The following is a 26,560-nucleotide window of genomic DNA, read 5'->3' as shown; positions in this document are numbered from 1 at the left end:
GACAATTATGTAATTTGTTCGTATATTTAACTTAATATCCCTTTAATTAGTCCAGAGAGGCTAGCAAGGCAATCGAGTTAGCGCCTGGTCTCAGTGACTAGGCGCTTTTATTTTGGGATGGAAAGAAGAACAAGATGGCAAAAGAAATTTGGGATGCACTCGCGATGAAGCGGGCACTAACGCGAATTACTTATGAAATTATTGAACGGAATAAGGGTACCGATAACTTGGTGCTTGTCGGTATTAAAACGCGTGGTGTTTATCTAGCTAAACGCATTCATGACCGGATCAAAAAGTTAGAAGGCGTGGATATACCTTTAGGCGAGCTTGATATTACCCTTTATCGTGATGACCGCCATGATGCAACTCTTAAGCAGGATCCAGTTGTGAACTCGAATAAGGTTGGTGTGGAGATTGTCAATCAACACGTTGTGCTTGTTGACGATGTTATTTACACCGGTCGCACGGTTCGGGCAGCAATGGATGCTTTAATGGATATTGGCCGGCCGAGTTCAATCGCCGTTGCTGTTTTAGTTGACCGCGGACACCGTGAGTTGCCAATTCGGGCAGACTTTGTTGGGAAGAATATTCCGACATCATCGAAAGAACAAGTTGCTGTTAACGTTGAAGAAGTTGACGGCCAAGATAGTGTAGCGCTCAAGCCGTTACAAGAAAAATAGTATAAATTTAGTTAATTCAACCATTTAATTGACTCCAGAGAGGGTCAGAAGGGTTTGAGTTCTTTTGGAATATCTAAAAATAAGCCAAAAATCCCTTTTGATTAACCTGGAGCAAGTAAATGCTTCAGGTTTTTTTATCTTAAAGAAAGGGTTTAGGCCATGAAAAGTAAAAATTTTGTTAGTTTGCCGCATTTTGTTAGCGTTGAAAATTTAAAAACAGATGAAGTACAGGCCTTGATTGACCGCGCCGAGTATTTTAAGCGGGGCGGTGCTAGGCCAGCATTAACCCAGCCAGTTTATGTGACCAACATGTTTTTTGAAAATTCGAGCAGAACCCATACTAGCTTTGAAATGGCTGAACGTAAGTTGGGTCTGACTGTCATTCCCTTTGACCCTGCTCATAGCTCGGTTAAAAAGGGCGAGACGCTGTACGATACCTCGTTGATTATGGCTGCTTTGGGGATTAACCTTGAGGTTATCCGTCATTCGGAAAATGAATATTACGACAAACTAATTCACCCACAGGATGACCAACACCTCCAAATTGGTGTCATTAATGCTGGTGACGGCAGTGGTCAGCACCCATCACAATGCCTGCTTGATATGATGACAATTCACGAGCATTTTGGTCATTTTAAAAATTTAAAAGTAGCAATTGTTGGTGACATTACTAATTCACGTGTCGCCAAAAGTGATATGGAATTGCTAACTAGACTTGGCGCGCAAGTTTACTTTTCTGGCCCAGAATATTGGTACGACAAGCAGTTCGACAAGTACGGTCAATTTGCGGTGCTTGACGATTTGGTTAGTCAAGTTGACGTGATGATGCTATTGCGGGTGCAGCATGAGCGCCATGCGGGCGATCCAAATGAAAGCAAGTTTGATGCGGTGAAGTATCACGAGCAATTTGGTATTAATGAGCGCCGCTATCAAGAATTGAAAAAGGACGCGATTATCATGCATCCAGGTCCGATTAATCACGACGTGGAATTGGCTGGCAAATTGGTTGAGGCACCTAAGAGTATGTTTGTTCGCCAAATGCAAAACGGTGTCTTTATGCGCATGGCAATGATTGAAGCCGTAATGCGCGGCCGGCAGCTAGGAGGGCTAGAATAATGGCAACAGTCATTAAAAATGGTCAGGTTTACTTTGGCGGTGCAATTACGCCGTGTGATTTATTAATTGAAAATGGCTGCATTAGTGCCGTTGGTCAGAATTTGAGTGCTGAGCAGGTGATCGATGCCACGGGAAAATTGGTTAGTCCCGGCTTGGTCGACATGCATGTGCATTATCGTGACCCTGGGCAAACTGCAAAAGAAGACGTGCATACGGGAACGCTGGCCGCAGCGCGTGGCGGTTTTACAACTACCGCAGCAATGCCTAACGTAACGCCGGTTCCCAATACGCCAGCGTTAATGCAAAAGATGGTGGCGAATAACCAACAAAATGGCATCGTCCATGTTTTACAATACGGGCCAATTACGGTTGATGAAGTTGGCGAGACACTACCTGATTACGCTGGATTTAAAAGTGCGGGCGCAATTGCTTTAAGTAATGATGGCAAGGGCGTCCAGAATGCGCAAACGATGCTGCGCGCAATGCAGCAGGCAAAGAATAACCAGTTAATTATTGCCGAGCACGCGCAAGACGATACACTTTTTAATTCGGGTGTAATTAACGCTGGCCTAAGAGCAACGGAGTTTGCTTTACGACCAATTACTGAACTTGCCGAAACCACGCAGATTGCTCGCGACTTATTGCTAGCTGCGAAAACAGGCGTGCATTATCACGTTTGTCATGTTTCAACTAAAACTAGTGTTGATCTAATCAGAATTGCCAAAAAGCGCGGCGTGCATGTTACGTGTGAGGCAGCGCCGCATCACCTGCTCTTAACAGAAGATGATATTGACCAGAATGACAGTAATTTTAAAATGAATCCGCCGCTGAGAACGGAGGAAGATCGCCAAGCGTTAATTGCGGGGCTTCTTGATGGGACAATCGATATGATTGCCACTGATCACGCGCCACATACGCGGGAGAATAAGGCGGGCGGCTTTGCCAAATCTGCCTTTGGAATTACTGGAAGTGAAACAGCTTTTAGTGAGCTATACACGCAGCTAGTAAAAACGGGTTATTGTAGTTTGTCGCAACTGTTAACTTGGCTGACGATTAAGCCAGCGACAGTTTTCGGTTTGCAACATACGGGCAAAATTGCAATTGGTGAGCCAGCGGACATTGCCATTTTTGACTTGCAAGCGAAGACAAAAATGCAGACGCAGAATTATTTTTCAAAAAGTTCTAATACACCGTTTACTGGGGACAATGTTTACGGCTCAACGGTATTAACGATGGTTGCTGGCCAAGTAGTTTACCAAGCAAAGGAGCAATAATGAAGTATCTAATTTTAGAAGATGGCAGCGTTTACCAAGGTGAAGGCTTCGGTGCAGCAGGTGAGACAAAGGGTGAAGTCGTGTTCACCACGGGAATGACCGGCTATCAGGAAGCCATCACGGACCAATCGTATGCCGACCAGATTTTGGTGTTTACTAACCCACTAATTGGCAATTACGGTATTACCCTAGCGGATTATGAGTCACTTGAGCCCGGCATTAAGGGTGTGATTTGTCACCAAGTTGCTCATCATCCTGATAATTGGCGCATGCAGACGACTTTGCCGGATTTTCTTAAAAAGCTAAATATTCCCGGTATTCAAGGAGTTGATACACGGGCGTTAGTTAAAAAGTTACGCTCGCGCGGGACAATGCGGGGTCAAATTGTCAATTCCGCTGCTGAAGCTGTACAGATTACGCAAGAATTAAAGCAAGAAGATTTAACCCAAGGGGCAATTGGCCGCGTTTCGACAACCCGTTCGTATCCGGTACCGGGTTCTAAACGCAACATTGTCGTCGTTGATTTTGGTATTAAAAATAGTATCTTGCGTGAACTGGCACAGCGCGATTGTAACTGTATTGTTGTGCCGTATACGACCACTGCCGAGCGTATTTTAAGCTTGCATCCAGACGGCGTACTGCTTTCTAATGGTCCCGGTAATCCAAGTGAAATGATCGACGCGGCAAAAATGGTGCGAGAAGTTGAACAGCATTTGCCATTAATGGGGATCTGTATGGGACACCAGATTTTTGCCCTAGCTAATGGTGCTGAGACATTCAAAATGAAGTTTGGTCACCGCGGATTTAACCATCCAGTTCGTGAAATCGCCACGGGAAACATTGGTTTTACTTCGCAAAATCATGGTTATGCGGTTAAGGTAGAATCAATTGCTGCAACTGACTTGATGGTCACCCATGTTGAAGTTAATGACGGTACAATTGAGGGCCTGCGGCACAAGAAGTACCCAGCATTTTCAGTGCAATTTCATCCGGACGCAACTCCTGGCCCACATGATCAGCAAGGGATTTTTGATTACTTTATGCAAATGATTGATCAAGGAAAGGAAGCCAATCAGCATGCCTAAAAGACAAGATATTCATAAAATTATGGTAATCGGCTCTGGCCCGATAATTATTGGGCAAGCAGCAGAGTTTGATTATTCGGGAACTCAAGCATGTCTGGCTTTGCGCGAAGAAGGTTACGAAGTTGTGCTGGTTAACTCCAATCCAGCAACGATTATGACCGATACTGCAATTGCCGACAAGGTTTATCTTGAGCCTTTAACCGTTGACGCGGCTTCGCGGATTATTCGCCAAGAATATCCCGATGCCATTTTGCCAACATTGGGCGGTCAAGTTGGTTTAAACATGGCTTTGGCATTAGCCAAAAGTGGCATTTTAAAAGAACTAGGGATTGAACTGTTAGGCACTAAATTAGAGTCGATAGAGCAAGCCGAAGACCGAGAAAAGTTTAAGCAGCTATGTCAACAGTTGAGTGAGCCTGTCCCACCGTCAAAAAGTGTCAAAACGGTCGCAGAAGCATTGGCTTTTGGGGATGAAATCGGCTACCCAATCATTGTGCGTCCTGCCTTTACCATGGGTGGCACTGGCGGTGGCATTTGTAATGACCGTAATGAACTTGCCCGTGTTGCCAAAAATGGCTTGGAACTATCACCAGTTACTGAATGTTTGGTAGAGCGGTCGATTGCTGGCTATAAGGAAATTGAATTTGAAGTAATGCGTGATCACGCCGATAATGCGATGATTGTTTGTTGCATGGAAAATTTTGATCCTGTTGGCATTCATACTGGTGATTCGATTGTCTTTTCACCATCACAAACACTGTCGGACAAGGAATATCAAATGTTGCGCGATTGCTCATTGCGCTTAATTCGAGCATTGAAGATTGAGGGTGGCTGCAACGTGCAGTTGGCACTTGACCCAAACAGCTTCAATTATGATGTGATTGAGGTTAATCCGCGGGTGTCGCGGTCTTCGGCTTTGGCTTCGAAGGCCACGGGTTATCCAATTGCCAAAATGGCAGCCAAAATCGCGGTTGGGTTGACTTTAGATGAAATCAAAAATCCGGTAACAGGGACAACCTTTGCGGAGTTTGAACCAGTCCTTGATTACGTTGTCTGTAAAATTCCGCGGTGGCCGTTTGACAAGTTTCCCAAAGCTAATCGCGAGTTGAGCACCCAGATGAAGGCCACCGGTGAAGTGATGGCAATTGGGCGCACGGCTGAAGAAGCCTTTCAAAAGGCGGTCCGGTCGCTGGAAATTGATCAGAAGGATTTTTATTCAGAAGTAGCGCACAAGACAAGCGATGAAGATTTGGAACAAAAGCTGGTTAAGGCACAAGATGATCGCCTGTTTTATCTGGCTGAAGCTTTTCGTCGCGGCTATTCGATGAAGGATGTTCACGAATTAACTAAAATCAATTTCTACTTTTTGGATATTGTGCGCCACATTGTTGATTTGGAAAAGATGATTAAGTCGCATTCAGATAATTTAGCAGTGCTTAAAACCGCCAAGAAATATGGCTTCAGTGACCAAACAATTGCTAATTTGTGGCAGCAAACGGCCGAACAGGTAAGGCAATTACGTAAAAAGCAGGGGCTTGTTCCGGTTTATAAAATGGTTGACACTTGTGCCGCCGAATTTGCTTCGCAAACGCCATACTTTTATTCGACTTATGATACAGAAAATGAGAGTCAACCTGACCATAAACAGTCGGTACTGGTTATTGGTTCCGGCCCAATTAGAATTGGTCAGGGCGTTGAGTTCGATTACGCGACCGTGCATTCTGTTAAGGCATTGCAAAAGATGGGCTATGAAGCAATTGTCGTTAATTCGAATCCGGAAACGGTGTCGACTGACTTTTCGATTTCCGATAAGTTATACTTTGAGCCGTTAACGCTGGAAGATGTGCTTAACGTTTGTGACCTGGAGCAGCCTGTTGGTGTGATTATTCAATTTGGCGGGCAAACGTCGATTAATCTTGCGGCTGGTCTGGAAGAACATGGTATCAAGGTTCTGGGAACAAGCGTCAAGGACTTAAATCGCGCAGAAGACCGCGAATTATTTGACCAAGTGGTTAAGGAATTGCATCTGAAGCAGCCGCAGGGAATTACGGCGACAACTCATGATGGCGTTATTCAAGCAGCGACTAAACTCGGCTACCCAGTTTTGGTGCGGCCAAGTTACGTTTTGGGTGGCAAGGCAATGGCAATTGTTTACAGCCAAGACGAACTAGAAGATTATTTGCGCGACCATGTTGATATTGCCAGCAGCCACCCAATTCTGGTGGATGATTACTTGGATGGGCGCGAATGCGATGTCGATGCTATTTGTGATGGTGAACGTGTACTCATTCCCGGCATTATGGAGCACATCGAACATGCCGGGGTGCACTCTGGTGACTCAATGGCTGTTTATCCAGCACAAACTTTTACACCTGAAATTAAGCAAAAAATTGCAACAATTACCAAGCAATTGGCGTTAAAGCTAAATTGCCGCGGGATTATGAATCTGCAGCTAATTGAGCGCAATAATGAGATTTATGTCATTGAAGTTAATCCGCGAGCTAGTCGTACAGTGCCATTTTTAAGTAAAATCACTGGCATTGAAATGGCTCAGGTTGCAACTCGAGTAATTATGGGGCAGAGTTTGCGCGAGCAAGGTTACGCCGATGGTCTAGCACCAGAGTCGAAGCTGATTAGTGTGAAAGCACCTGTCTTTTCTTTCAGTAAGCTAGCCGATGTTGACAGTTATTTAGGACCTGAAATGAAGTCGACTGGTGAGGTAATGGGGAGTGACTTAAGCTTTCCCAAAGCTCTTTACAAAGCCTTTGCTGGTGCGGGGATGCGGATTCCAGACAGCGGTAATGTGCTGCTAACCATTGAAGATCGCGATAAAGAAGCGGTTTTGCCTTTAGCACAAAAATTTGTCCAGATTGGTTACCGGATATTCGCAACCAGTGGCACCGCGGCATTTTTGCAAAAGCACAATCTTCATGTGACGCTGCTTAGAAAAATTCATGACCAAGCAGACAACAATTTGTTAACCGAATTGCGCAGCGGCAAGATTGATTTGGTAATCAATACGATGGGACACGATTTAGCCAAGAACTCAGACGGTTTTATCATCAGGCAGATGGCAATCCAGCAGAATGTGCCGCTAATCACTAGCTTGGACACGGCACGCGCATTGTTGACGGCACTTGCTAACCGGTCATTTTTAACAACTAGTCTGAAATAAAAATTAAGTAGCAAGTAAAATTTGAGACAATAAAAAACGGTCAAGTTTTTCAAAAGAAATTCTTGACCGCTTTATGTTATTGAAGATAGTTAAGTTTTTAGCAAATTAAATTGTCCCCGGGCGTTTAGCTTTAGCAACCTTTTTGCCCATGACCATTTTATCGTCATAACCCCAGAACCAAGTGATAACAAAGGCAACAACGATGGCAACTGCACTGGCAAGCAAGAATGCGTAAAAGCTGCTTAAGTCTCCAGGATTTTTCGGATTGAAGAAACTTGAGAAGCCAATCAATCCACCAGTAAAGCCAAACATGGTCCCGTGCATTAATCCGGTAACTAGTCCACCAAATGCGGCACCAATTGATCCAGAAATGAAGACCTTCTTATATCTAAGGTTGATACCGTAAATAGCAGGTTCAGTAACACCGCAGAACGCACTAATCATTGCTGCAAAACCTAATTCCTTGATGTCAGCCTTCTTTGATTTAATCGCAACTGCCAAGACTGCGGCACCTTGAGAAATCATGGTTGAACAGATAATTGCGTTAATCGCACTTTGACCAGTACTTGCAATTTGTTGAGCAACCAGCGGCACAACACCCCAGTGGAAGCCAAAGATAACAAGTACTTGGTAAAAGCCGCCGATAATGAAACCACCGAACCAGCCAGATACAGATACCAACCAGTTAATGAAGACAGCAATTCCATTCGCAATTCCTTGAATGATTGGACCAGTGATAACCAAAGTAATCGTGGCAACAATTAGGACAGTGATTAAAGGTACAAAAATCATTTGCAAATAAGTTGGTAGGACTTTTTTAAGCCATTTTTCCAACTTGTAAGCTAGCCATGCAGCCAAAATCATTGGGAAGATGGAGTAGGTATAATTCAAAAACTGGAAGTTTAATCCCGCAAGATTGAACATAACCTTTCCAGCTTTGCCCCATGTGACTAATTGTGGCATGGTGATTACACCACCGATAACTGCGGCGATAATCGGGTCGCTGCCCAGCCGTTTAGCAGCACTAAAACCAACCCAGATTGGTAGGAAGTAAAAGGCTGAATCGGCCATTGCACTGATGGTAATGTAAGGCACACTGTTAACATTAAGTAGAGAGCCGAGTTGCGGCAGTGTTAGTAGTGCAAGAATCCCTTTCATAATACCGGATGCGGCGATAACCCCAATAACGGGACTCATTGAGCCCGTAATAAAGCCGATTAAGTTATTGATTGCTCGTGAGAAAGGATTTTTACCATCATTTTGCGTAGTTGCTGGCGCAGCTGAATCATCTAATTCTGGTAACTGCTTAACTAAGGCATCGTAGAGATTGGCAACGCCATCGCCAATTACGACTTGATATTGATCGGATGCGTGCATGACATCAAGAATCCCGCGCTGATTTTTAAGCACATCATCATTGGCTTGAGCTTCATCTTTAAGATAAAACCTTAACCGAGTAATACAGTGAATGACGTTGTTAATATTCTCTGGACCACCGACGTTATTAATAATAAAAGTAGCTAGTTCATCATAAGATAACTTTTTATTAGATACTGATTGGATGTCATTTTTAAGGTAAGCGGTAGCTACTTTAGCGCCACTAGATGTGTCACCTTCCGTAATGTCTAACCCGTCAATTGCATCAGCTGTATTGGTAATAACTGTAATGATTGTCGGGTCTAACTTGGCAGTTTTAATGGCTTCAAGATCCATTTGGGCAATTGTTTGTCCAGCTTTAACTTCACCACCATTTTGAATATCGATTGTAAATGGCTGACCTTTAAGCGTTACAGTATCAATCCCCATGTGAACCAGTACTTCAAGGCCATCAGAGGTTTTGAAACCAATCGCATGCTTTGTTTCCGCAACCGTCACAACCTTTCCGGAAACTGGTGCAACGACTTTACCATTAGTCGGTATTAAACCAAATCCCTGTCCCATTGTTCCTTTGCTAAAGACAGGATCATCAATGCTGCTAAGAGCGACAACTTTTCCGTTTGCAGGAGCTAATAGAGCAGTTTCTTTGTTAATTGCCATTAGTTTTCCTTCTTTCTAACTAAATACATTTGCATTTATTAATAAATGATTTATGATTATTATCATACTTGTCTAGACAAGATGCAATAGAGTATTTGTTGATATTTATAACTATGCTCGTAAAGTTTATTTACTTGTATGTACATAAGCAGATATAATTAATCTGATTAAGTGAAAGGAAAACCATGATGCAGTCAAAATCAGATATTATTGCGCAAGATATTGCAGCCAAAATTAAACACGAGCAATTTAAAGCTAATTCTTTTTTACCAAGCGAAAGTGAGTTAACTAAGTTATACGGGACCTCGCGAGAGACGGTGCGTAAGGCATTGCAGGGGTTAAATTCGTTAGGCTTGATTCAAAAGATACGTGGTAAGGGATCGCTAGTTTTGAATTTGGAGCAGTATTCTTTTCCAATTTCTGGTATTTCGAGTTTTGCGGAACTAAGCAAGTCTTTGGGGATGGATGCGCAAACCGAGGTTTTAACTTTAGAGAAGATGCATACCTTACCTGAACTTTTTAAGGAAAAGTTCCCTAATGAGAAGCAACAAACTGGGTTTTATGTTGAGCGATTACGAAAAATTGATGGCAATGCAGAAATTCTTGATTGTGATTTTCTTTTTTCACCACCGATTAACGAGTTGCCACTAAATGCGGCTCAGACTTCAATTTATAACTATCTGGAAAATGAAAAAGGGTTGGAAGTTTCGTATGCGACCAAGGCAATTACGGTTGAAAAGGTCGACGATGAGCTGCAAAGAAAGTTAAGCTTGAAGGATAAAACCGCTGTACTGGTTGCTAGTCATAATTATTTAAGTGATGCAACCTTATTTCAGTTGACGCTGTCTTATCATGATCCAAGTAAATTTAAATTTGTTGATTTTGCGCGCAGACAAAGAATTAGATTTTAAGGAGAAATTAAATGGTTAATTTAGGTAAAAAGATAATCTATCAGATTTATCCCAAATCTTTCTATGATGCTAATGGTGATGGTGTTGGTGATATTCGCGGAATCATTCAAAAAATTCCTTATATCAAAAAATTAAATGTTGATATGGTCTGGTTCAATCCTTTTTTCGTTTCGCCGCAGCGTGATAATGGCTATGATATTGCGGACTATTATCAGATTGACCCGCTTTTTGGCACGATGGCGGACTTCGAGGAGCTAGTTGCTAAATTAAAAGAAATTAATGTTGATGTGATGCTCGACATGGTCTTTAATCATTGCTCGACTAGCAATATCTGGTTTCAAAAGGCTCTGGCAGGGGATGAAAAGTACCAGAAGTTTTTCTATTTACGTAAAGCTAAAAAAGATGGCAGTTTGCCGACCAATTGGCAAAGTAAATTCGGCGGTCCTGCATGGGCTAAGTTTGGCGATACCGATTATTACTACTTACATCTCTATGATCCAAGTCAGGCTGATCTTGATTGGCATAACCCTGATGTAAGACGGGAAGTGTACAAGGTAATCAACTTTTGGCGTTCTAAGGGGGTAAAGGGCTTCAGGTTTGACGTTATCAACGTTACCGGAAAGGCCGCTAAGTTAATTGATTCGACTGACCCAGTGGAAGAAAAGAGTCTTTACACTGATACGCCAGTAGTTCATAAGTATTTAAAGGAAATGAATGCGGCCAGTTTTGGTAAAGATCCTGACAGCATCACAGTTGGGGAAATGTCTTCAACTACCATTAAAAATTCGATTGCGTATTCCAAGCCTAGTGAGCATGAATTATCAATGGTGTTTAACTTTCATCATTTAAAAGTTGATTACAAAAATGGTGAAAAGTGGACTAAGATGCCGTTTGATTTTATGAAACTGAAAAGTTTGTTAACTCAATGGCAGGAAGAGATGGACCAAGGTGGCGGCTGGAATGCTTTGTTTTGGAATAATCATGATCAGCCAATGGCCTTGAGCCGATTTGGTGACTCCGGACAGTACAGGGCAAAGTCTGCGGAGATGCTAGCGACGGCAATTCATCTGATGCGGGGCACGCCGTACATTTATATGGGGGAAGAAATCGGCATGACCGATCCTGATTACTCTTCGATTAATAGTTATGTTGATGTTGAAAGCAAGAATGCCTTTAATAATTTGAAAAGGCAAGGCATGTCAGATCAAGAGGCCTTTGACATTGTCCATACCAAGTCTCGCGATAATTCGCGAACGCCAATGCACTGGGATGATCAAAAATATGCGGGCTTTAGTAAGGTCAAGCCGTGGTTAATGCCGAAAAACCAAGCACAGATTAATGTCAAAAAAGAATTGACGCAGGGTGAAATCTTCAATTATTATCAACAGCTGATTAAATTGCGTAAGCATGAAGACTTAATTTCAGATGGCCATATTAAAATGTTCTTGAAATCTGATCAGAGGGTGCTGGCCTATGAACGTTATTTGAATAATGATTCACCAAAAATATTAGTCTTTAATAATTTTTATGGTCAAGAGCATGTAGTTAGCGTGCCAGAGGAGTACTGCAATCAGACTTACCAGGTTTTAATTAGTAATTATCAAGAAGATGAGGTTGAAATTAATCACTCTTTGCATCTAAGACCTTATGAGGCATTGGCAATAAAAACTGTTTCTTAAAATCAAAAAATCGTTGGAACTATTAGGTTCTAACGATTTTTTGATTATTTTTGACTAAATTTGATTGCTGTCTTTGCCAAATCAACTGTATAAGTTGCTTCTTCAAGTGGGCGCTTAGTCATGCCCTGGTCAGTGGAATAGATGATTAGGCACAGGCGACTGCCGACAGGAAGCCGATAATAAGTTGGCTGCAATTTAAAGGTCAGGTAATAAAATTGTCCAGCTTTAATTGCAGCAGGCTTTTTCATATCAGCGTAATTTTGTAAATTCATGTGTGCCTTAGTAATTAATTTAGCATGGGTTAGCTTGTCCGGCATAAATTCTTGCAGGGTATCGGTGCCAAAGCGATAGCCGAGTTCTTGTCCGCCGCGCATTAGGAATTTAGGTGTGGCTGTCAGCCGCTTGCGGTCACCTAACTCAACTAAGGCAACTGAGAGTTGACCCTTGTTCAAACTGGAAGAAACATGAACTGTAACTTCGGGTCGACCAACGATTGTTACGGGATGAATAAACTCATCGGTGGTAAAACGCAGGCTTGATGATGCCCACGGCTCTTTGCCGCAGATAAATTGATATTGCCAATCACTTTCAGAAATATGGGCTTGCTTAAATTTTTGCCCGCCAACATCAACAAATGCTAGTTGCTTTTTACCATTGCCATCTTTTTGCAACTCACCATCATCAGTTGGGTAATAAGTCGTTTCTTGGCCTAAATTATTACTCCAATCAGTTTCTTGATGCCAAGTGTCAGCTTTTAAGTTGTCTTGAATCATGACGGCTGGCCACTGCTTTTCAGCACCATTATCAACTTCGAGCAATTCATGAACAAACCAGAGGTTCATCAGGTCGGTAAAGTCAATTGAGACCAGGTTATTCATGTTGTAGTGTGGTCCTTGGTGTAGGAACAAGTGCGGCTTAATTGGCAGCGGCAAGTTTTTAACTTTTTGCCAAATTTTGTAGACATTCTTCGGCTTAACATTCCAGTCATTGAGCCCGTGAACACTGATCCAAGAGCATTTAATATTGTTTGTATGGTGGCGATAGTTGCGTGCTTCCCAAAAGTCCGAATACTGTCCTGTTGTGCGGTCTTCTTTAGTTAGAAGCCGCTGTTGCATAGCATCATACTTCGGCTTGATCTTCAAATAAGAACCTGCGTCCCAAAGATTAGACTGACAGGTCTCGGCAAGCAAATCCATGTCTTCACCTTGGCAAGCTTCAGGGGCAATTACTAGACCGTGCTCGCGGTAATAGTCGTACCAAGAGGAGATTGCGGCTTCTGAAACAACGGTTTTAAGTCCCTTAACTCCAGTTGTAGCAACAGCAATTTGCAGGGTGCCCAAGTAGGAGCGACCAGTCATGCCGATATTGCCGTTGCACCATGAAGCCTTAACTTGATGAGTTCGCTTGCGATCAGTATAAGCAATCCGATCGCCGTGCAGCCACTCGATAATTTCCTTGGCACTTTCGGTTTCTTCAGGAGAACCTGTGATACGCAAGCCGTCGGAGCCGCGAGTTCCGATGCCGCCGGCAAAGACACTGGCGAAGCCGCGGGCAAGCATGTACTCGTTAAATGTGTAAGATGATTTGCCGACAGCTTCTTCCATTGCGGCATGATTTTCAGAGCCAGACTTTTCGGCTTTCACTCGTGCAGCAGGTTCGTATTGCGGATTAGTCCATTCAGTTGCATCACTCAAATTCTCATTGACACTGTGATTGCGTTTAACGTTGTCAATGACGCCGCCAAAGTAAGGGCTAGCAGTATAGAGTGCGGGGACTTTCATCATTTCGCTTTCCACTGGACGAAAAATAGTCGTTTGTAATAAGTCCGCTTGACCATCGCCATCGGTGTCGAGGTCACTTTCCACATAGACAACCTCGCGAATAACATTGCTGGTATCAAATACTGGCAAACTTTTGCCGTTAAATAAAATAAATTTGCTCTCAGGGTCACCAAGGAGTTTTTCGTGAAAGTAACCTTTACCAGCTATGACATCAATTAATAGTTGACCGTTTTTAGCGCGGGTGTTTAACAATCGGTAACAAGCATGAATTAGCTCATCCTTGTTGTTAATGTTAGAAACTATCGGTAGGGCTTGCTTGGTCATAAAGCCGAGTGGGTCAGACAACTGATAATCGTAGTAGACATGGTAGCCCAAAAGCTGCAAGGCAACGTTGTAAAATTGATCTAGTGTAATGCTTTCAGGATTTACTGCTAAAAAGTCGGCCAAGGTTTGTGTTTCTGAAACGGCAAATTCACCCAGCTTAGCTTGTCTAGCAGAGTCCTCCCAAGGCTTAACTTCTGCCAGCGTGTTCTCGACAAGTTCTGCCAATAACTCGCTAAAAGTCAGTTCTTGATAATTTTCTGGTAAAAATTGAATATTAAGTAATTCTTGCACTTGCGTTTTGAAGTCGGTTTTGACATATGCATATTGATTGTATTTCATACTGTGCTCCTTTTTTATTTCCTATTATAAAGGTTATTGTAAGCATAGAAAATAGGCAAAATAAAAACGAGCATTAAGCTCGCTTTGATAGCCAAGTATCTTTGTAAACATCCTCGTTGAAGCCGCAAGTTAGCTTGTCGCCATCAACAACTAGTGGTCGTTTGATTAACTTGCCGTTTTTGGACATCATTTCGGCTGCTTCATCAATTGTCATGTCTGGTAATTGGTCCTTTAAGTGCAGTTTGCGGTAGTCCATGCCGTGGGTGTTGAAGAAGTAACGCAGTCCGCGGTCCTGATGGGCAGTCATCCAGTTAACTAGATCTTCTTTTTTAGGTGGCTGCTCTACTAAATCTTGAAAGTCGACGTCAACATCATGCTCGTGCAGCCACTTTTCGGCACTGCGTGAGGTTGAACAACGTTTATAACCATAAAACTTAATCATTTTTGTACCTTCTTTTTATAGTAATAAGTGATGAAAATAAAGTAATTTTTAAAAATTACACTTGATTTTAGTAAACAATGTATTATAATTATTTATGTAATTTAGCTAAATTACTAAAAGAAAGGAGAACTAAATTTGAAATTAAATGACCTTTTCGAATTTAAAAGTGGTTCATTACAATCTAGACTAGAAACCAATAATAAAAGTAATACAAAATCTTACTTTGTTTATGATAGAAATTGTTATTTAGAAGATACTTTTCAATCCCTAACAAATAATAGCAAAACAAAGCAAATAAAAACTACATCTGATGTGGTTCTGGTTAAGCAAGGTGACTTAATTTTTAACCTACAAAGTGGAAAAGCAGCCATTATAACTCAGAAACACAACAAATACATTTTAACACAAAATTTTGTTAAATTAATTCCTAGAACTTCTGTATCAATTGAATATATTCTTTTTCTATTAAACGAAAGTAGATGTTTCGATCGACAAATAAAAAAATATTTGCAGGGTAGCATTGTTTTTAAATATACAACAAAAATTCTCAAAGAAATCATTGTTCCGGAATTGAGCATTGAAAATCAAAAATCAATTGGTAAGTTATATGTGGACCAGTTAAAACAGTCTAATCAATTGTATAAAAATATTTTAAATAGAGATAGGGTTGTGTATCAAACTTTAGACAATATTATTGGTATTAAAACAGAGGCAAAAAATGGCAATTGAAAACAGTGAATTAAAATTTGAAGATGAACTAATTGATTATTTAACTAAAATTGGTGGTGACAAGCAATGGACCTATATGTTAAAAATAAAAACGACTGAGCAATTATGGGCAAACTTTAAGCAAATTTTAGAACAAAATAATCAAGATAAATTAGATCAGCCATTAACTACTAATGAATTTAACCAAGTTAAGGTGCAAATCAAGAATTTATCTACACCTTATGAAGCAGGGCAATTTTTATACGGAGTTAATGGAATTTCCCAAGTTGAAGTAGATTTGGATAATGGTAACCATGTTTTCCTTACCGTTTTTGATCAAAGTCATATTGGTGCTGGTAATACCGTTTATCAAGTTGTTAATCAGATTTGGCGTGACCCTGTAATAGTAGGTCGCAAAAGACGAAGATTTGATACAACATTATTAATTAATGGTCTGCCGATTATTCAAATTGAAGAAAAAGCTGATGCTCACGATGCCAAAGAAGCACTTAATCAAATGCAGCAATATATTTCGGAAAATCAGTATAGTGATATTTTTTCAACAGTGCAGATTTTAGTCGCTTTAACGCCGCATGATGCTCGTTATATGGCTAATACCACTTTGGATAAGTTTAATACAGACTTTGCTTTTCGTTGGCAAAGAGAAAAAGATAATCATCCAGTATATGAATGGCGTGAATTTGCTAGACAAATGCTCTCAATCCCGATGGCTCATGAAATGGCAACTAACTTTATGATTTTGGATGGTACAAAAAATCATGAAAATGTTAAAGTAATGCGTCCATATCAGGTATACGCAACCAAACGAATTTTGGAAAAATTACGGCATCATTCTTTTGGTTTTGACCCTAAAGAGGTTGGCTATATTTGGCATACAACAGGTTCTGGTAAAACTATTAGTTCCTTTAAAGCTGCTTGGTTAGCTGCCAGATTACCTAATGTTGATAAAGTTGTTTTTGCGGTTGATCGAAAAGCATTAACTAAGCAAACTTTTGAACAGTATTTAGCCTATGATCCAACAGCAGATACTGCTGCTGGTGGGTCAATTTCTAAAACTAAAAATCATTATGATTTGGGTCGGCAATTGCGGTCTAAAAGTAATAATATTATCGTGACTTCGATTCAGAAATTATCTAGTCTTGCCAGTCATAAAGAAGTTTATGGTTCTGATAAAAATATTGTCTTTATCATGGATGAAGCTCATCGTTCTACTGCTGGTGACATGATGCAAAAGATTAAGGCAGCATTTCCAAAATCAGCATTTGTTGGCTATACAGGAACGCCAAATTTTGATGCTAAAAAAGGTCCAACTACCCAAGAAGTATTTGGAGACCCGCTTCATATTTACACCATCAAGGATGCAATTTCTGATAAAAACGTTTTGGGGTTTAAAGTTGATTTTGAAACGACTTTATCAGAAGAAGTGATGAAGAACCAATATTTACCAAGATACTTTAAATTTAGATATCCTAAATTCTCTCAAGCTCAAATTGAGGAACGAATTAATAATTTAACACCCGATGATATGGATGAGATGGTGGAGCCAAGTGTCTATGATCGTAATCCTAAACATGTTGAAAAAGTAGTCGAGGATATTCTAGAAAAGTGGGACAAGCGTTCCAATAAAGGTCAATATAACGCGTTACTGACTACTCATGTTGGTCAAGGTTCTTCATCAGAAATGGCAATGATGTATCTTGATGAATTTAATAAACAGATGGCAACTATGGCTAAGCCACTAAAGGTTGCTGTAACTTTTAGTCAAAGTACAAGTAATGATGATACCCAATTAGTTAATAATACTAATTTAAGAAGGGCAATGGATAATTACAATTCACTGTTCAATACCAACTTTACAGATGATCAGGTAGACGATTATGAACAAGACCTGATGTCTAGGCTTAATCGCAGTGCTGATGATCGAAATTATCTAGATTTAGTAATCGTAGTTGATCAATTATTAACGGGTTTTGATGCCCCTGAATTAAATACTCTTTATGTTGATCGAACACTGAAAGGGTCTGCTCTGATTCAAGCTTATTCAAGAACCAATAGGGTTCATGATATGCAAAAAAAGCCCTTTGGTCGCATTGTTAATTATCGCTGGCCTAAGAACGCTGAAAAGCTAATGAAGCAAGCTTTAGCAACATATGCTGACAGGCAATCTGCTTTTGTGCAAGAAGAATTACCTGAAGTTGCAGCTACCTCAATTTTAGCAAAGTCATACGATGAAGAAGTTGAAGCACTAAAGAAAACAGTGGATGAATTAGCCACATTAACTAATAATTTTGATGACATTCCTCATAGTGAAGTTAAACAAAAACAAATGTATAACACTCTGAATGATTATAGTCATTCTATGGCTAGAATTAAGCAGGATGAAAAATATGATGAGGAACATCCAGAAAAATTATTGCAAGAGCTTGGAATGTCTGAAGATGACGAGGCAAAACTAACGGGTGCATTTACTAGTCAAATAAAAGAATGTGTAGCTAAAAGTCGGCATTTGGACGTTAGTGACTTAACTTTAGAAATGGAACATATCAAAGATATTGACGTTGACTATGACTACCTCGATGAATTAATTGCACAATTAGCCAACCAGGTTAATAATGAACAAATGACTGAGGCCGCTAAAACCAAATTACAAATTGAAAACTTTATCGCACAACTAGAAGATGAAAAATATGCTAAAGATGTTCAAACTGTAGCTAATGATTTGATGGTTCATCAGGTAGATGTTAAGAAATATCCGGTTTTAGCAGAAGAAGTAAAACAGCTGATTAAGGATCATACAGAGAAGAATCATCGTACAGAAATTCTAGACTTTAAGAAAAAATGGGGTCTAGTAGATATTACTGATTCACAAAGAATCAATGAGTTATTAGAAAAACACGTTGTTGGTCAAGATGACTTAGATGTTGAAGGTGGTCTATCCAAGATAGTGCAGGAAGGCCAACAGAATTACCAAAATGACGCAGAAGATACAATGGTTAGAGAACTTAGTAAAATTAAATATCATACTAAGTTGCGTCAATCATTTAAAAAGTTTGCAGATCAGTTAAATAAGTAAGGGAGAAACAAATGAGTGAAAATCGTGCTCAAGAAATTACAAGTAAATTATGGGCTATGGCCAATGAATTGCGAGGAAATATGGCAGCTGATGAATATCGTAATTATATTCTGGGTTTCATGTTTTATCGTTATTTGTCAGAAAATCAATTAGATCATTTGCGTAAAAGTGACTTATTGACTGGAAATACTTTTGAAGAATTAAATAAAGACTATCTAGAGCAAGCGGTAGGAGATGAACTACAAGACTTTCTGACAGCAATTGCTGAAGACTTAGGCTATGCAATTGAGCCAGAATATACTTGGCAGTCGATTACTGATAAAGTTAATAATAATACGTTGAAGCCAGAAGACTTTCAAGAGATGTTTAACCGGTTTAACGATAACACTAAGATTAATACTAATGCCGAACAAGATTTTAGCGGGGTCTTTGCAGATATTAACTTAGGTAACAGTCGTTTAGGAAATAATACTAATCAACGTGCTAAGTCATTAATGAAGATTGTTAATTTGGTTGATCAGTTTGAATATAACGATGAATCTGGCCATGATATTCTAGGGGATGTCTATGAATATTTGATTGCTAAGTTTGCTGGCAATTCTGGCAAAAAAGCAGGGGAATTTTATACACCGCACCAAGTCTCACAAGTTTTAGCAAGATTGGCAACTGCATCTGCAACAGATAATGGTGAGCCGTTTAGTGTCTATGATGCTGCAATGGGATCAGGCTCGCTGCTATTAACGGTTCAAGGTGAATTAAGTAAGCAACTTGCGAAAAAAATTCCGGTTCGCTTTTATGGACAAGAATTAAATACGACAACATACAACTTAGCACGGATGAACTTAATGATGCACCATGTGCCATATCAGAATATGACCTTATCTAACGCTGATACTTTGGAAGAAGATTGGCCTAAACGTAAAAATACGGATGGTAGTGAAGGCCCACAAACTTTTGATGCAGTGGTTATGAACCCACCATATTCGCAAAAGTGGGATAATGATGACCGAAAATTAAAGGATCCACGATTCGGAGAATATGGGGCATTGCCACCTAAGAGTAAAGCAGATTATGCTTTTGTTTTGCACGGCTTATATCACTTAAAAGACAGCGGTACAATGGCGATTGTCTTACCTCACGGTGTTTTGTTTAGAGGTGCCAAAGAAGGAAAAATTCGTCAGGCCTTGATTGACAAGAATCGTCTTGATGCTGTAATTGGATTGCCAGCAGGATTATTCTATTCGACTGGTATTCCAACGGTCATTTTGGTATTAAAGAAAAAGCGTGAGCGTAAAGATATCTTCTTTATTGATGCCAGCAAGGATTTTGAAAAAGGTAAAAATCAAAATCTATTGCGTGAAAAGGATATTGATAAAATCGTTTCTACTTACCTTAAGCGTGAAGATGTTGATAAGTATGCCCATGACGCCAGTTTAGATGAAATTAAGGAAAACGAATATAATCTTAATATTCCACGTTATGTCGATACATTTGAAGAAGAACCACCAGTTGACATTAAAAAAGTTGTGGCTGAAATTCAAGAAACTGATAAAAAGATTAAGGAGTTAAATAGCTCTATATTGGAAGATTTGAATGACTTAGTAGGTTCTGATGAACAATCAAATCAAGAAATAGAATTGCTGAAGGAGTTGTTCAAGAATGAGTAAAGTTACTAATGTACCGCGGATTAGGTTTAAGGGATTCACTAACGCTTGGGAACAGAAAGAAATAAATGAAATTTTTGAAGTAACAAGAGGAAAAGTATTAAGTGAAAAGCTAATTGTAAAAAAGAAAAATAAAGAAATGAAATACCCTGTTTATTCTTCTCAAACTAAAAACAATGGATTAATGGGTTATTATAATAAATTTCTTTTTGACACAGCTATTACATGGACAACAGATGGAGCAAATGCTGGAACTGTTTCATATAGGCAAGGAAAATTTTACAGCACAAATGTAAATGGTGTTCTTCTTTCATCAAAAGGATACTGTAATTTAGCTATTGCTTGTTCGTTAAATAAAATTGCGTGGAAATATGTTTCAAAAGTTGGAAATCCTAAATTGATGAACAATGTGATGAAAAAAATAAAAATTATAATTCCAATTAATTTAACAGAACAAAGAAAACTATCGCTTGTATTACAAGAAATTAATGACCTGTTAGCTCTCCAAGAACGTAAGCTAAAACTGTATAAACAACTTAAGAAATATTTGCTTCAAAAGATGTTTGCTAATGAACAGGAAAAAGTCCCACAAATTAGATTTAAGAGATTTGATGAGGACTGGAGAAATTTAATATTTAAAAGTTTATGTACTAGAATTACTAAACTAAGTAACGAAGATAATCTTTTCAAAGTAGAATATGAAAATATAAAGAATAATACAGTAGGTAATATTAAGAAAAATGTTGAAGCAAAAACAGGAATTTTGTTTGATAAAAATGATATTTTATATGGAAAACTACGTCCATATTTAAGAAAAATTGTTAAAAGCGATTTTAAGGGAATTGCGGTTGGTGATTTTTGGGTTTTAAGACCTAAAAAAAACAGCTCTACTTTCATATTTTATTTAATTCAAAACAATAAATATCAAAGAGCAGCTAATATTTCTACTGGAACTAAAATGCCGAGAGCTGATTGGGATTTAATATCAAATATGAATTTTAAAGTTCCAAGTCTTGATGAACAACATGATATTGGTCAATTTATTAGTCTAATAGATAATATTAAAAAAGAACAATATGTATCTACTGAAAAGACAAAAGTTATAAAACAATACCTTCTTCAAAATTTATTCTGCTAATATATACAAAAAGCCATATTCTTCAACTAAATCAAGAATATGGCTTTTTGGTATAAAATTTTATTTTTTAAATAATTCTGCATGACTGCCTGTTCTAATAAGTGCCAAAGTTGTTTGAGTAATTTGATATATTAACAACCAATCTGGCTTTATATGGCATTCAAGATAATTAGAGTAAGTTCCATCTAAAGCATGATTTTTATAATTAGAGGGCAGGACATGATTTTGTTCAAGTTCATGAATAACTAACTTAAGTTGAGTCATTGGTAGCCCTTGCTTATTACACCGCTTGACGTCTTTTCTAAACTTAGCTGTAACCTTAATATTTAACATATTTTAAATACCCAAGTCATGCCATAATTCATCCGAATTATCGTAAGTCTTGGTCTTAGACAAATCTTCATGCATCGCATCCAGCGTTTCTTCATTTGGTATTTCAGGCTTTTTAACTGCAAAAGGTAAACCATTATTCCATACAATTTGTTGATAAAAAATTTTCAAGGCAGTTGAACGATTAAGTCCTAAATCTTTTAAGATACCTTCTGCTTCATCCATAAGTTTACCATCCATTCGGGCCTGTAAAGTTTTATTCATAATATCACCTCAAATTAATTTTATTATTTTTATATGCAATTAGCAATAATTTATAACTACAATTGCATTGCTTTTTTAATCTTTATCCAAATGGTTTAAGCTAATTAAGCCCTATGGGCAAAATTATTTTGGAGGTATTATTTTATGAAGCAGCAGTTATTTTGGGAATATTTTGAAGAATGGATAGAATTATATAAAAATGGTGCAGTTAGACCTGTTACCTTTGCAAAGTATCAGATTACACTTAGAACGTTAAAGAAATTAGCACCGCATGTTACTTTAGATCAATTAGACCGTAAATTATATCAAAAACTCATTAATGAATATGCACAAAATCATGAACATCAAACGGTAATTGATTTTAATCGTCATCTTAAATCTTCGTTAGTTGATGCTCTTGATGATGAGTTAATTAAGCGTGATCCAACCCGTAAAGTTGTTATTAAAGGAACAATAAGTCGTAATCACAAGAAGAAATATCTTAGTCAGAAAGAGCTAATCAAATTAATGCGAGAATTGGAAATAGGTCCAAGAATTTCTTGGGACTATTTTATTTTGCTTGTTGCTAAAACGGGTTTAAGATTTAGTGAAGCATTGGGATTAACTATTAAAGATTTTGATTTTGAAGCTCGAACTCTTAATGTTAATAAGACTTGGGATTATAAATCAAAAATTGGCAATTTTATCCCGACTAAAAATGATTCATCAATTCGCAAAATTCCAATTGATCGTAAATTAAACACACAATTTAAACGTTTGACCAAGAAAATGGATGTAAACAAGCCAATATTTATTCAGAATCAGCAACGAATATTTAATTCTACAATTAATAATCGCTTGGAAGTTTTATGCAATCGTGCTAATATTCCAATAATTAGCGTTCACGGTTTAAGACATACTCATGCTAGTGTGCTGCTTTACGCTGGTGTTTCAATTGCTTCAGTTGCCAGAAGGTTAGGTCATTCTAGTATTACAACAACTCAAGAGACATACCTGCATGTGATTCGCGAACTAGATAATCAAGATAACGATAAAATTATTAAGTATATTTCAACGTTGAAATAGTTAATGAAGTTTAAAAAATGAAAGTTCACAAAAGATAATTTCAAGTGCGAAAAAGTCAGATCATTGTAATTCCGTTAATGAAACTTTATATCTTAAAAATGCCGGTGTACTGAAAAACATTCGTGAACGACAAACAGATAAGACAGGCTTTACTAACATAGATTGGAATAATTTATGAGCAAGTCATCCTAAATTTATAGCATGTCACTGGCATTGCCAATAAAAAATATTATATATTTTTAGTTAAAAGTTATTAAAAATAGACGACAATTTTCTTCGAATCAAATAAAAAGGACATACTTTTTCAGAATCAACTGAAAGATATGTCCTTTTTTCGTATGTATTATATTATTACTTAGCAAAATAGATTTTGTAGCAGATATTGTTTAAGTTGTTTATACAATTTATTTTTATTCATATTAAAATTTATATTTTCGTTAATTCTCTTTAATGTACTACCTACTTTGACTTGTTCTTCGTATTTAGGAAGTCCAATAGGGGTTATTTTACCGCTGTTAATGGTATATGTTCCTACAGTTCCTGAGCCAGATGAAATATGAATATATTTTTGAATATTGCTTCCAATAAAAGAGTAGTAAAAGAATTCACCAAAAATTTTTCCGCTATTTTTAAACCAAATAATATTACCATCTTTAAAATAAATTGGGTTAGTATCTCTTATTAATAGAGGTATACCTATAGAGCCTACTCCAGTAACAATTAAATCACCTATTTTTACTTTTCCTGATATTTTTGAAAGCTTATTATAAAGTTCAAAAGGAATATATATTTTTTCACTTGGTTCAATATGTTTGGAAATAGAAACTATGTCTCTTGCTCTAAAAAATCTAACTCCCTTGTTTGTCCAATCAGATTGATGAACTCGTTTTACTGATGAAACTTCCATAATTTCACCTAATTTTTTCTTTTTCCAGTCCTCATCAAATCCCTTAAACCTAATTTTAGGAACTTTTTCCTGTTCATTAGCAAACATTTTTTGAAGCAAATATTTCTTAAGTTGTTTATACAGTTCTAGCTTACGTTCTTGGAGAGTAGAAAGACTATTTATTGCTTTCATAATTTGGCTGATTCGTTTTTGTTCACTTATCTTTGCTGTATAAACTTTACTTTTAGAAAAAATAGAGATCCAATGACGTTCATGACCTTCAGGAACATAATTTAACTTTTTAAGTAGATAATAACTATAAATAATATCATTCTTATTATTTCGGGTACTCAATAATTTTATAGCAGAACTTTTAACCTTAAAAGAAAAATCTACAAGATGACAACTAGTCGTAAAGTCGTCAAATATAATAATTGGTGATTTTCTGGTAGCTATCTTAATATTATCTTTTTCATTAGTATATCCTAGAATAAAACTTTTTCCTGCCGTTAAGACTGGAACACAGGCAGAAGTTGAGTATTTTGTATCTTTAACTATGTATTTGGTTGGCTGTTCATAGTTGAGGAGCTCTCCAAGTTTATGTTGTTCCCAAGTAGACGTATCGTATGATAGAGAATTACTAATACTAATTTTCAAAAATAAGTATCTACAATATTTTAACTATCTGAGTAATGTATTAAAAATAGTCGATGACATAACAATTTAGTTAGTTAATTGCTGTAATAATCTAATTTAAAAGAACTGTGGTGTGACTTAAGTATCTTGTCATAACCTAGATAAAAAGAAAAAACTTGCACTAACATCAAAAACTGTATGCTATAATGAAAAGAGAATATGTTTACAAAGTAATCATTAACTCGCCAAAGCTAAAGTGATTACTTTTTGTTTTATTCTCAAAATACGTGTGCTACAATAACAAAAGAAAAGGAGTTCTACTTACGATAGAACTCCTTACAGAAGCCACTAGCTAAAGTGGTGGCAGGATAATAATTACATAGTAATCACCAGCTCTGTCAAGCTAAAGTGATTACTTTTTGTTTCTCGTAAAAAATAGTTTGATTACAAGAAACAATCTTGCTAAAGCAATAATCCAGATAGTTAAGGACTTTGTCGCATTCGTTAAAGAAGATAACAAGTAGCTTACCACGGTAAAGATAATTGCTAAATGCAAGATAAAAAGTGCAATACCCATAAAGGTATAGGGCTAACCTCCTTTCAGTAGGATTTTGCGCTAGGTGTAAATACACCATAAGCACCACCTCTTTTGAAAGAAATAGCCACCAGCTTTAGCTGTTCTGTAATAAATATTATATCTAAAAAATGAATATAAAGAAATACAATTATAAGTTTTCTTATTTTAAATTTCAAAGCTGTTCTAGCAGAATTTAAATAAAAATGCTGGCAATATTTTAACTATTTAAGTATTGCGTTAAAAACAAGCAATTGAATAATAATTTGGTTAATTAGTTGCTATAATAGTCTTGATTAAAACTCTTTACGGATAGAAATGAGGAAACAGCATGAAAATTGTAAATTTGGATAGTTATGCTTTGAACCCTGGCGATCTTGACTGGACACCACTTAAGGACTTTGGCGATTGTCAATTTTATGATCGGACTCCGATTGATGATGATGCCGAAATTTTAAAGCGAATTGGTGACGCTGAAATCGTGTTAACCAATAAGACACCACTTGATGAGCATGTGATTAATGCAGCACCAAACTTAAAGTATATTGGTGTGACGGCCACAGGCTACAATGTAATTGATCTCGATGCTGCCAAAAGCGTTGGTGTCACGGTAACTAACGTCCCAAGTTATGGCTCAGATGCCGTGGCGCAATTTACTTTCGCCTTGCTGCTAGAAATTTATAATCAAGTTGGTTTGCATAACAAGCTAGTTCATGACGGCAAGTGGACGAGCAATCCCGACTTCACTTTTTGGGCTAAGCCATTATCTGAACTACAAGGTAAGACAATTGGTTTAGTCGGCTTTGGTGCCATTGCTAAACGAGTTGCTGAGATTGCGCATGCGTTTAGAATGAACGTTATTTTTTATAATCATCGTCCTAAAGAAGTTCCTGGTCCTTGGGTTAAGCAGGTGAGTCTTGATGAATTGTACAAGCAAGCGGATATTATCACGCTGCACGTACCACAAACTCCAGAAACAACCGATATGATTTGTGCAGCTTCAATTAAAAAAATGAAGCCTGGTGTTGTCATTATTAATACGGCTCGCGGCGGGTTAATCAATGAGGCTGACCTCGCTGCTGCTTTAAATGATGGTCAAGTTGCTGCAGCTGGCGTCGATGTTGCTCAAGCTGAGCCGATTCCGGCAAATAGTCCATTGCTGACAGCTAAGAACTGCTACATTACGCCACATATTGCATGGGCTCCGCGGGAGACGCGCGACCGGCTTTTACAAATTGTGTTTGCTAATTTGCGTGCTTACCTGAGCGGTGAAAAATTAAACGTCATTGAATAAAAGACAAAAGGTCAACTTTTCAGATTTGAAGAGTTGACCTTTTTTCATGCAAAATTAAGGAGTA

Annotated in this window: 19 protein-coding genes; 13 read left to right on the top strand and 6 right to left on the bottom strand. The window is 38.2% G+C overall.

Features of this window, described 5'->3' with window-relative positions; genetic code table 11:
* Nucleotides 1-134: 134 nt before the first annotated feature.
* From pyrR to carB, 5 genes are all read left to right on the top strand, one after another.
* A complete protein-coding gene (gene pyrR, locus OZX76_RS06500) occupies nucleotides 135-680 on the top strand; it encodes a bifunctional pyr operon transcriptional regulator/uracil phosphoribosyltransferase PyrR (protein WP_277178856.1) in 546 nt (181 codons plus the stop codon).
* Between the two features lie 159 nt (nucleotides 681-839).
* Nucleotides 840-1,796: an aspartate carbamoyltransferase catalytic subunit gene (locus tag OZX76_RS06495; RefSeq protein WP_277178854.1), complete on the top strand. Its 957-nt coding sequence runs from the start codon at nucleotides 840-842 to the stop codon at nucleotides 1,794-1,796.
* A complete protein-coding gene (locus tag OZX76_RS06490) occupies nucleotides 1,796-3,070 on the top strand; it encodes a dihydroorotase (protein WP_277178852.1) in 1,275 nt (424 codons plus the stop codon). Before OZX76_RS06495 ends, OZX76_RS06490 begins: the two co-directional genes overlap by 1 nt.
* Nucleotides 3,070-4,155: a carbamoyl phosphate synthase small subunit gene (locus tag OZX76_RS06485; RefSeq protein WP_277178850.1), complete on the top strand. Its 1,086-nt coding sequence runs from the start codon at nucleotides 3,070-3,072 to the stop codon at nucleotides 4,153-4,155. The genes OZX76_RS06490 and OZX76_RS06485 overlap by 1 nt, the downstream gene beginning before the upstream one ends.
* Nucleotides 4,148-7,330 (top strand): carbamoyl-phosphate synthase large subunit, encoded by a 3,183-nt coding sequence (gene carB / locus OZX76_RS06480; protein WP_277178848.1) that lies wholly within the window; start codon nucleotides 4,148-4,150, stop codon nucleotides 7,328-7,330. The genes OZX76_RS06485 and carB overlap by 8 nt, the downstream gene beginning before the upstream one ends.
* A 105-nt stretch (nucleotides 7,331-7,435) precedes the next feature.
* On the opposite strand, the gene OZX76_RS06475 is transcribed toward carB, so the two are convergent.
* Nucleotides 7,436-9,367, bottom strand: coding sequence for a PTS glucose transporter subunit IIABC (locus OZX76_RS06475; protein WP_277178846.1), 1,932 nt, complete (start codon nucleotides 9,365-9,367; stop codon nucleotides 7,436-7,438).
* Between the two features lie 185 nt (nucleotides 9,368-9,552).
* Between OZX76_RS06475 and treR the strand changes: the two genes are divergently transcribed.
* Nucleotides 9,553-10,278, top strand: a complete 726-nt coding sequence (gene treR, locus OZX76_RS06470; RefSeq protein WP_277178844.1) for a trehalose operon repressor — start codon at nucleotides 9,553-9,555, stop codon at nucleotides 10,276-10,278.
* A gap of 11 nt (nucleotides 10,279-10,289) precedes the next feature.
* The gene (treC, locus tag OZX76_RS06465; RefSeq protein ID WP_277178842.1) at nucleotides 10,290-11,957 is read left to right on the top strand and encodes an alpha,alpha-phosphotrehalase; all 1,668 of its coding nucleotides are present in this window, start codon (nucleotides 10,290-10,292) and stop codon (nucleotides 11,955-11,957) included.
* A gap of 44 nt (nucleotides 11,958-12,001) precedes the next feature.
* Here treC and OZX76_RS06460 read toward each other — a convergent pair whose 3' ends face one another.
* Both OZX76_RS06460 and OZX76_RS06455 read right to left on the bottom strand, forming a co-directional pair.
* The gene (locus OZX76_RS06460; RefSeq protein ID WP_277178840.1) at nucleotides 12,002-14,401 is read right to left on the bottom strand and encodes a Xaa-Pro dipeptidyl-peptidase; all 2,400 of its coding nucleotides are present in this window, start codon (nucleotides 14,399-14,401) and stop codon (nucleotides 12,002-12,004) included.
* 73 nt (nucleotides 14,402-14,474) lie between these two features.
* Nucleotides 14,475-14,843 (bottom strand): arsenate reductase family protein, encoded by a 369-nt coding sequence (locus OZX76_RS06455; protein WP_277178838.1) that lies wholly within the window; start codon nucleotides 14,841-14,843, stop codon nucleotides 14,475-14,477.
* A gap of 135 nt (nucleotides 14,844-14,978) precedes the next feature.
* Between OZX76_RS06455 and OZX76_RS06450 the strand changes: the two genes are divergently transcribed.
* The 4 genes from OZX76_RS06450 to OZX76_RS06435 are packed head-to-tail and all read left to right on the top strand — an operon-like array spanning nucleotide 14,979 to nucleotide 21,447.
* The gene (locus tag OZX76_RS06450) at nucleotides 14,979-15,572 is read left to right on the top strand and encodes a hypothetical protein (protein WP_277178836.1); all 594 of its coding nucleotides are present in this window, start codon (nucleotides 14,979-14,981) and stop codon (nucleotides 15,570-15,572) included.
* Nucleotides 15,562-18,645 carry an HsdR family type I site-specific deoxyribonuclease gene (locus OZX76_RS06445; protein WP_277178834.1) on the top strand — a complete coding sequence of 1,028 codons (3,084 nt, stop codon included), beginning with the start codon at nucleotides 15,562-15,564 and terminating at the stop codon, nucleotides 18,643-18,645. The genes OZX76_RS06450 and OZX76_RS06445 overlap by 11 nt, the downstream gene beginning before the upstream one ends.
* A gap of 11 nt (nucleotides 18,646-18,656) precedes the next feature.
* The gene (locus OZX76_RS06440) at nucleotides 18,657-20,312 is read left to right on the top strand and encodes a type I restriction-modification system subunit M (RefSeq protein ID WP_277178832.1); all 1,656 of its coding nucleotides are present in this window, start codon (nucleotides 18,657-18,659) and stop codon (nucleotides 20,310-20,312) included.
* Nucleotides 20,305-21,447 (top strand): restriction endonuclease subunit S, encoded by a 1,143-nt coding sequence (locus OZX76_RS06435; RefSeq protein ID WP_277178830.1) that lies wholly within the window; start codon nucleotides 20,305-20,307, stop codon nucleotides 21,445-21,447. The genes OZX76_RS06440 and OZX76_RS06435 overlap by 8 nt, the downstream gene beginning before the upstream one ends.
* A 60-nt stretch (nucleotides 21,448-21,507) precedes the next feature.
* Here the strand turns inward: OZX76_RS06435 and OZX76_RS06430 are convergent, their stop codons facing one another.
* Together OZX76_RS06430 and OZX76_RS06425 are read right to left on the bottom strand one after the other, a co-directional pair.
* Complete coding sequence (locus OZX76_RS06430) at nucleotides 21,508-21,780, bottom strand: type II toxin-antitoxin system YafQ family toxin (RefSeq protein WP_277164038.1); 273 nt, start codon at nucleotides 21,778-21,780, stop codon at nucleotides 21,508-21,510.
* 3 nt (nucleotides 21,781-21,783) lie between these two features.
* Nucleotides 21,784-22,041 carry a type II toxin-antitoxin system RelB/DinJ family antitoxin gene (locus tag OZX76_RS06425; protein WP_277164037.1) on the bottom strand — a complete coding sequence of 86 codons (258 nt, stop codon included), beginning with the start codon at nucleotides 22,039-22,041 and terminating at the stop codon, nucleotides 21,784-21,786.
* A gap of 144 nt (nucleotides 22,042-22,185) precedes the next feature.
* Here OZX76_RS06425 and OZX76_RS06420 point away from each other — a divergent pair, with 144 nt between their 5' ends.
* A complete protein-coding gene (locus OZX76_RS06420; protein ID WP_277178828.1) occupies nucleotides 22,186-23,106 on the top strand; it encodes a site-specific integrase in 921 nt (306 codons plus the stop codon).
* 355 nt (nucleotides 23,107-23,461) lie between these two features.
* Here the strand turns inward: OZX76_RS06420 and OZX76_RS06415 are convergent, their stop codons facing one another.
* Nucleotides 23,462-24,649, bottom strand: coding sequence for a restriction endonuclease subunit S (locus OZX76_RS06415; protein ID WP_277178825.1), 1,188 nt, complete (start codon nucleotides 24,647-24,649; stop codon nucleotides 23,462-23,464).
* An 884-nt stretch (nucleotides 24,650-25,533) separates the two neighbouring features.
* On the opposite strand from OZX76_RS06415, the gene OZX76_RS06410 reads away from it, so the two are divergent.
* Complete coding sequence (locus OZX76_RS06410; RefSeq protein ID WP_277178823.1) at nucleotides 25,534-26,496, top strand: D-2-hydroxyacid dehydrogenase; 963 nt, start codon at nucleotides 25,534-25,536, stop codon at nucleotides 26,494-26,496.
* Nucleotides 26,497-26,560 lie beyond the last annotated feature (64 nt).

Origin of the sequence: Lactobacillus sp. ESL0677 (genome assembly GCF_029392875.1) — a bacterium.
Classification (GTDB): domain Bacteria; phylum Bacillota; class Bacilli; order Lactobacillales; family Lactobacillaceae; genus Lactobacillus.
This window is presented reverse-complemented; position numbering and strand designations above follow the sequence as displayed.

Bases quoted from the DNA above. Each gene is read 5' to 3' on its own strand.
- OZX76_RS06490 (WP_277178852.1), top strand. From the start codon at position 1,796: ATGGCAACAGTCATTAAAAATGGTCAGGTTTACTTTGGCGGTGCAATT.
- OZX76_RS06440 (WP_277178832.1), top strand. From the start codon at position 18,657: ATGAGTGAAAATCGTGCTCAAGAAATTACAAGTAAATTATGGGCTATG.
- OZX76_RS06485 (WP_277178850.1), top strand. From the start codon at position 3,070: ATGAAGTATCTAATTTTAGAAGATGGCAGCGTTTACCAAGGTGAAGGC.
- OZX76_RS06495 (WP_277178854.1), top strand. From the start codon at position 840: ATGAAAAGTAAAAATTTTGTTAGTTTGCCGCATTTTGTTAGCGTTGAA.
- OZX76_RS06430 (WP_277164038.1), bottom strand. From the start codon at position 21,780: ATGTTAAATATTAAGGTTACAGCTAAGTTTAGAAAAGACGTCAAGCGG.
- OZX76_RS06425 (WP_277164037.1), bottom strand. From the start codon at position 22,041: ATGAATAAAACTTTACAGGCCCGAATGGATGGTAAACTTATGGATGAA.
- OZX76_RS06445 (WP_277178834.1), top strand. From the start codon at position 15,562: ATGGCAATTGAAAACAGTGAATTAAAATTTGAAGATGAACTAATTGAT.
- carB (WP_277178848.1), top strand. From the start codon at position 4,148: ATGCCTAAAAGACAAGATATTCATAAAATTATGGTAATCGGCTCTGGC.
- OZX76_RS06435 (WP_277178830.1), top strand. From the start codon at position 20,305: ATGAGTAAAGTTACTAATGTACCGCGGATTAGGTTTAAGGGATTCACT.
- OZX76_RS06475 (WP_277178846.1), bottom strand. From the start codon at position 9,367: ATGGCAATTAACAAAGAAACTGCTCTATTAGCTCCTGCAAACGGAAAA.
- pyrR (WP_277178856.1), top strand. From the start codon at position 135: ATGGCAAAAGAAATTTGGGATGCACTCGCGATGAAGCGGGCACTAACG.
- treR (WP_277178844.1), top strand. From the start codon at position 9,553: ATGATGCAGTCAAAATCAGATATTATTGCGCAAGATATTGCAGCCAAA.
- treC (WP_277178842.1), top strand. From the start codon at position 10,290: ATGGTTAATTTAGGTAAAAAGATAATCTATCAGATTTATCCCAAATCT.
- OZX76_RS06455 (WP_277178838.1), bottom strand. From the start codon at position 14,843: ATGATTAAGTTTTATGGTTATAAACGTTGTTCAACCTCACGCAGTGCC.
- OZX76_RS06420 (WP_277178828.1), top strand. From the start codon at position 22,186: ATGAAGCAGCAGTTATTTTGGGAATATTTTGAAGAATGGATAGAATTA.
- OZX76_RS06460 (WP_277178840.1), bottom strand. From the start codon at position 14,401: ATGAAATACAATCAATATGCATATGTCAAAACCGACTTCAAAACGCAA.
- OZX76_RS06410 (WP_277178823.1), top strand. From the start codon at position 25,534: ATGAAAATTGTAAATTTGGATAGTTATGCTTTGAACCCTGGCGATCTT.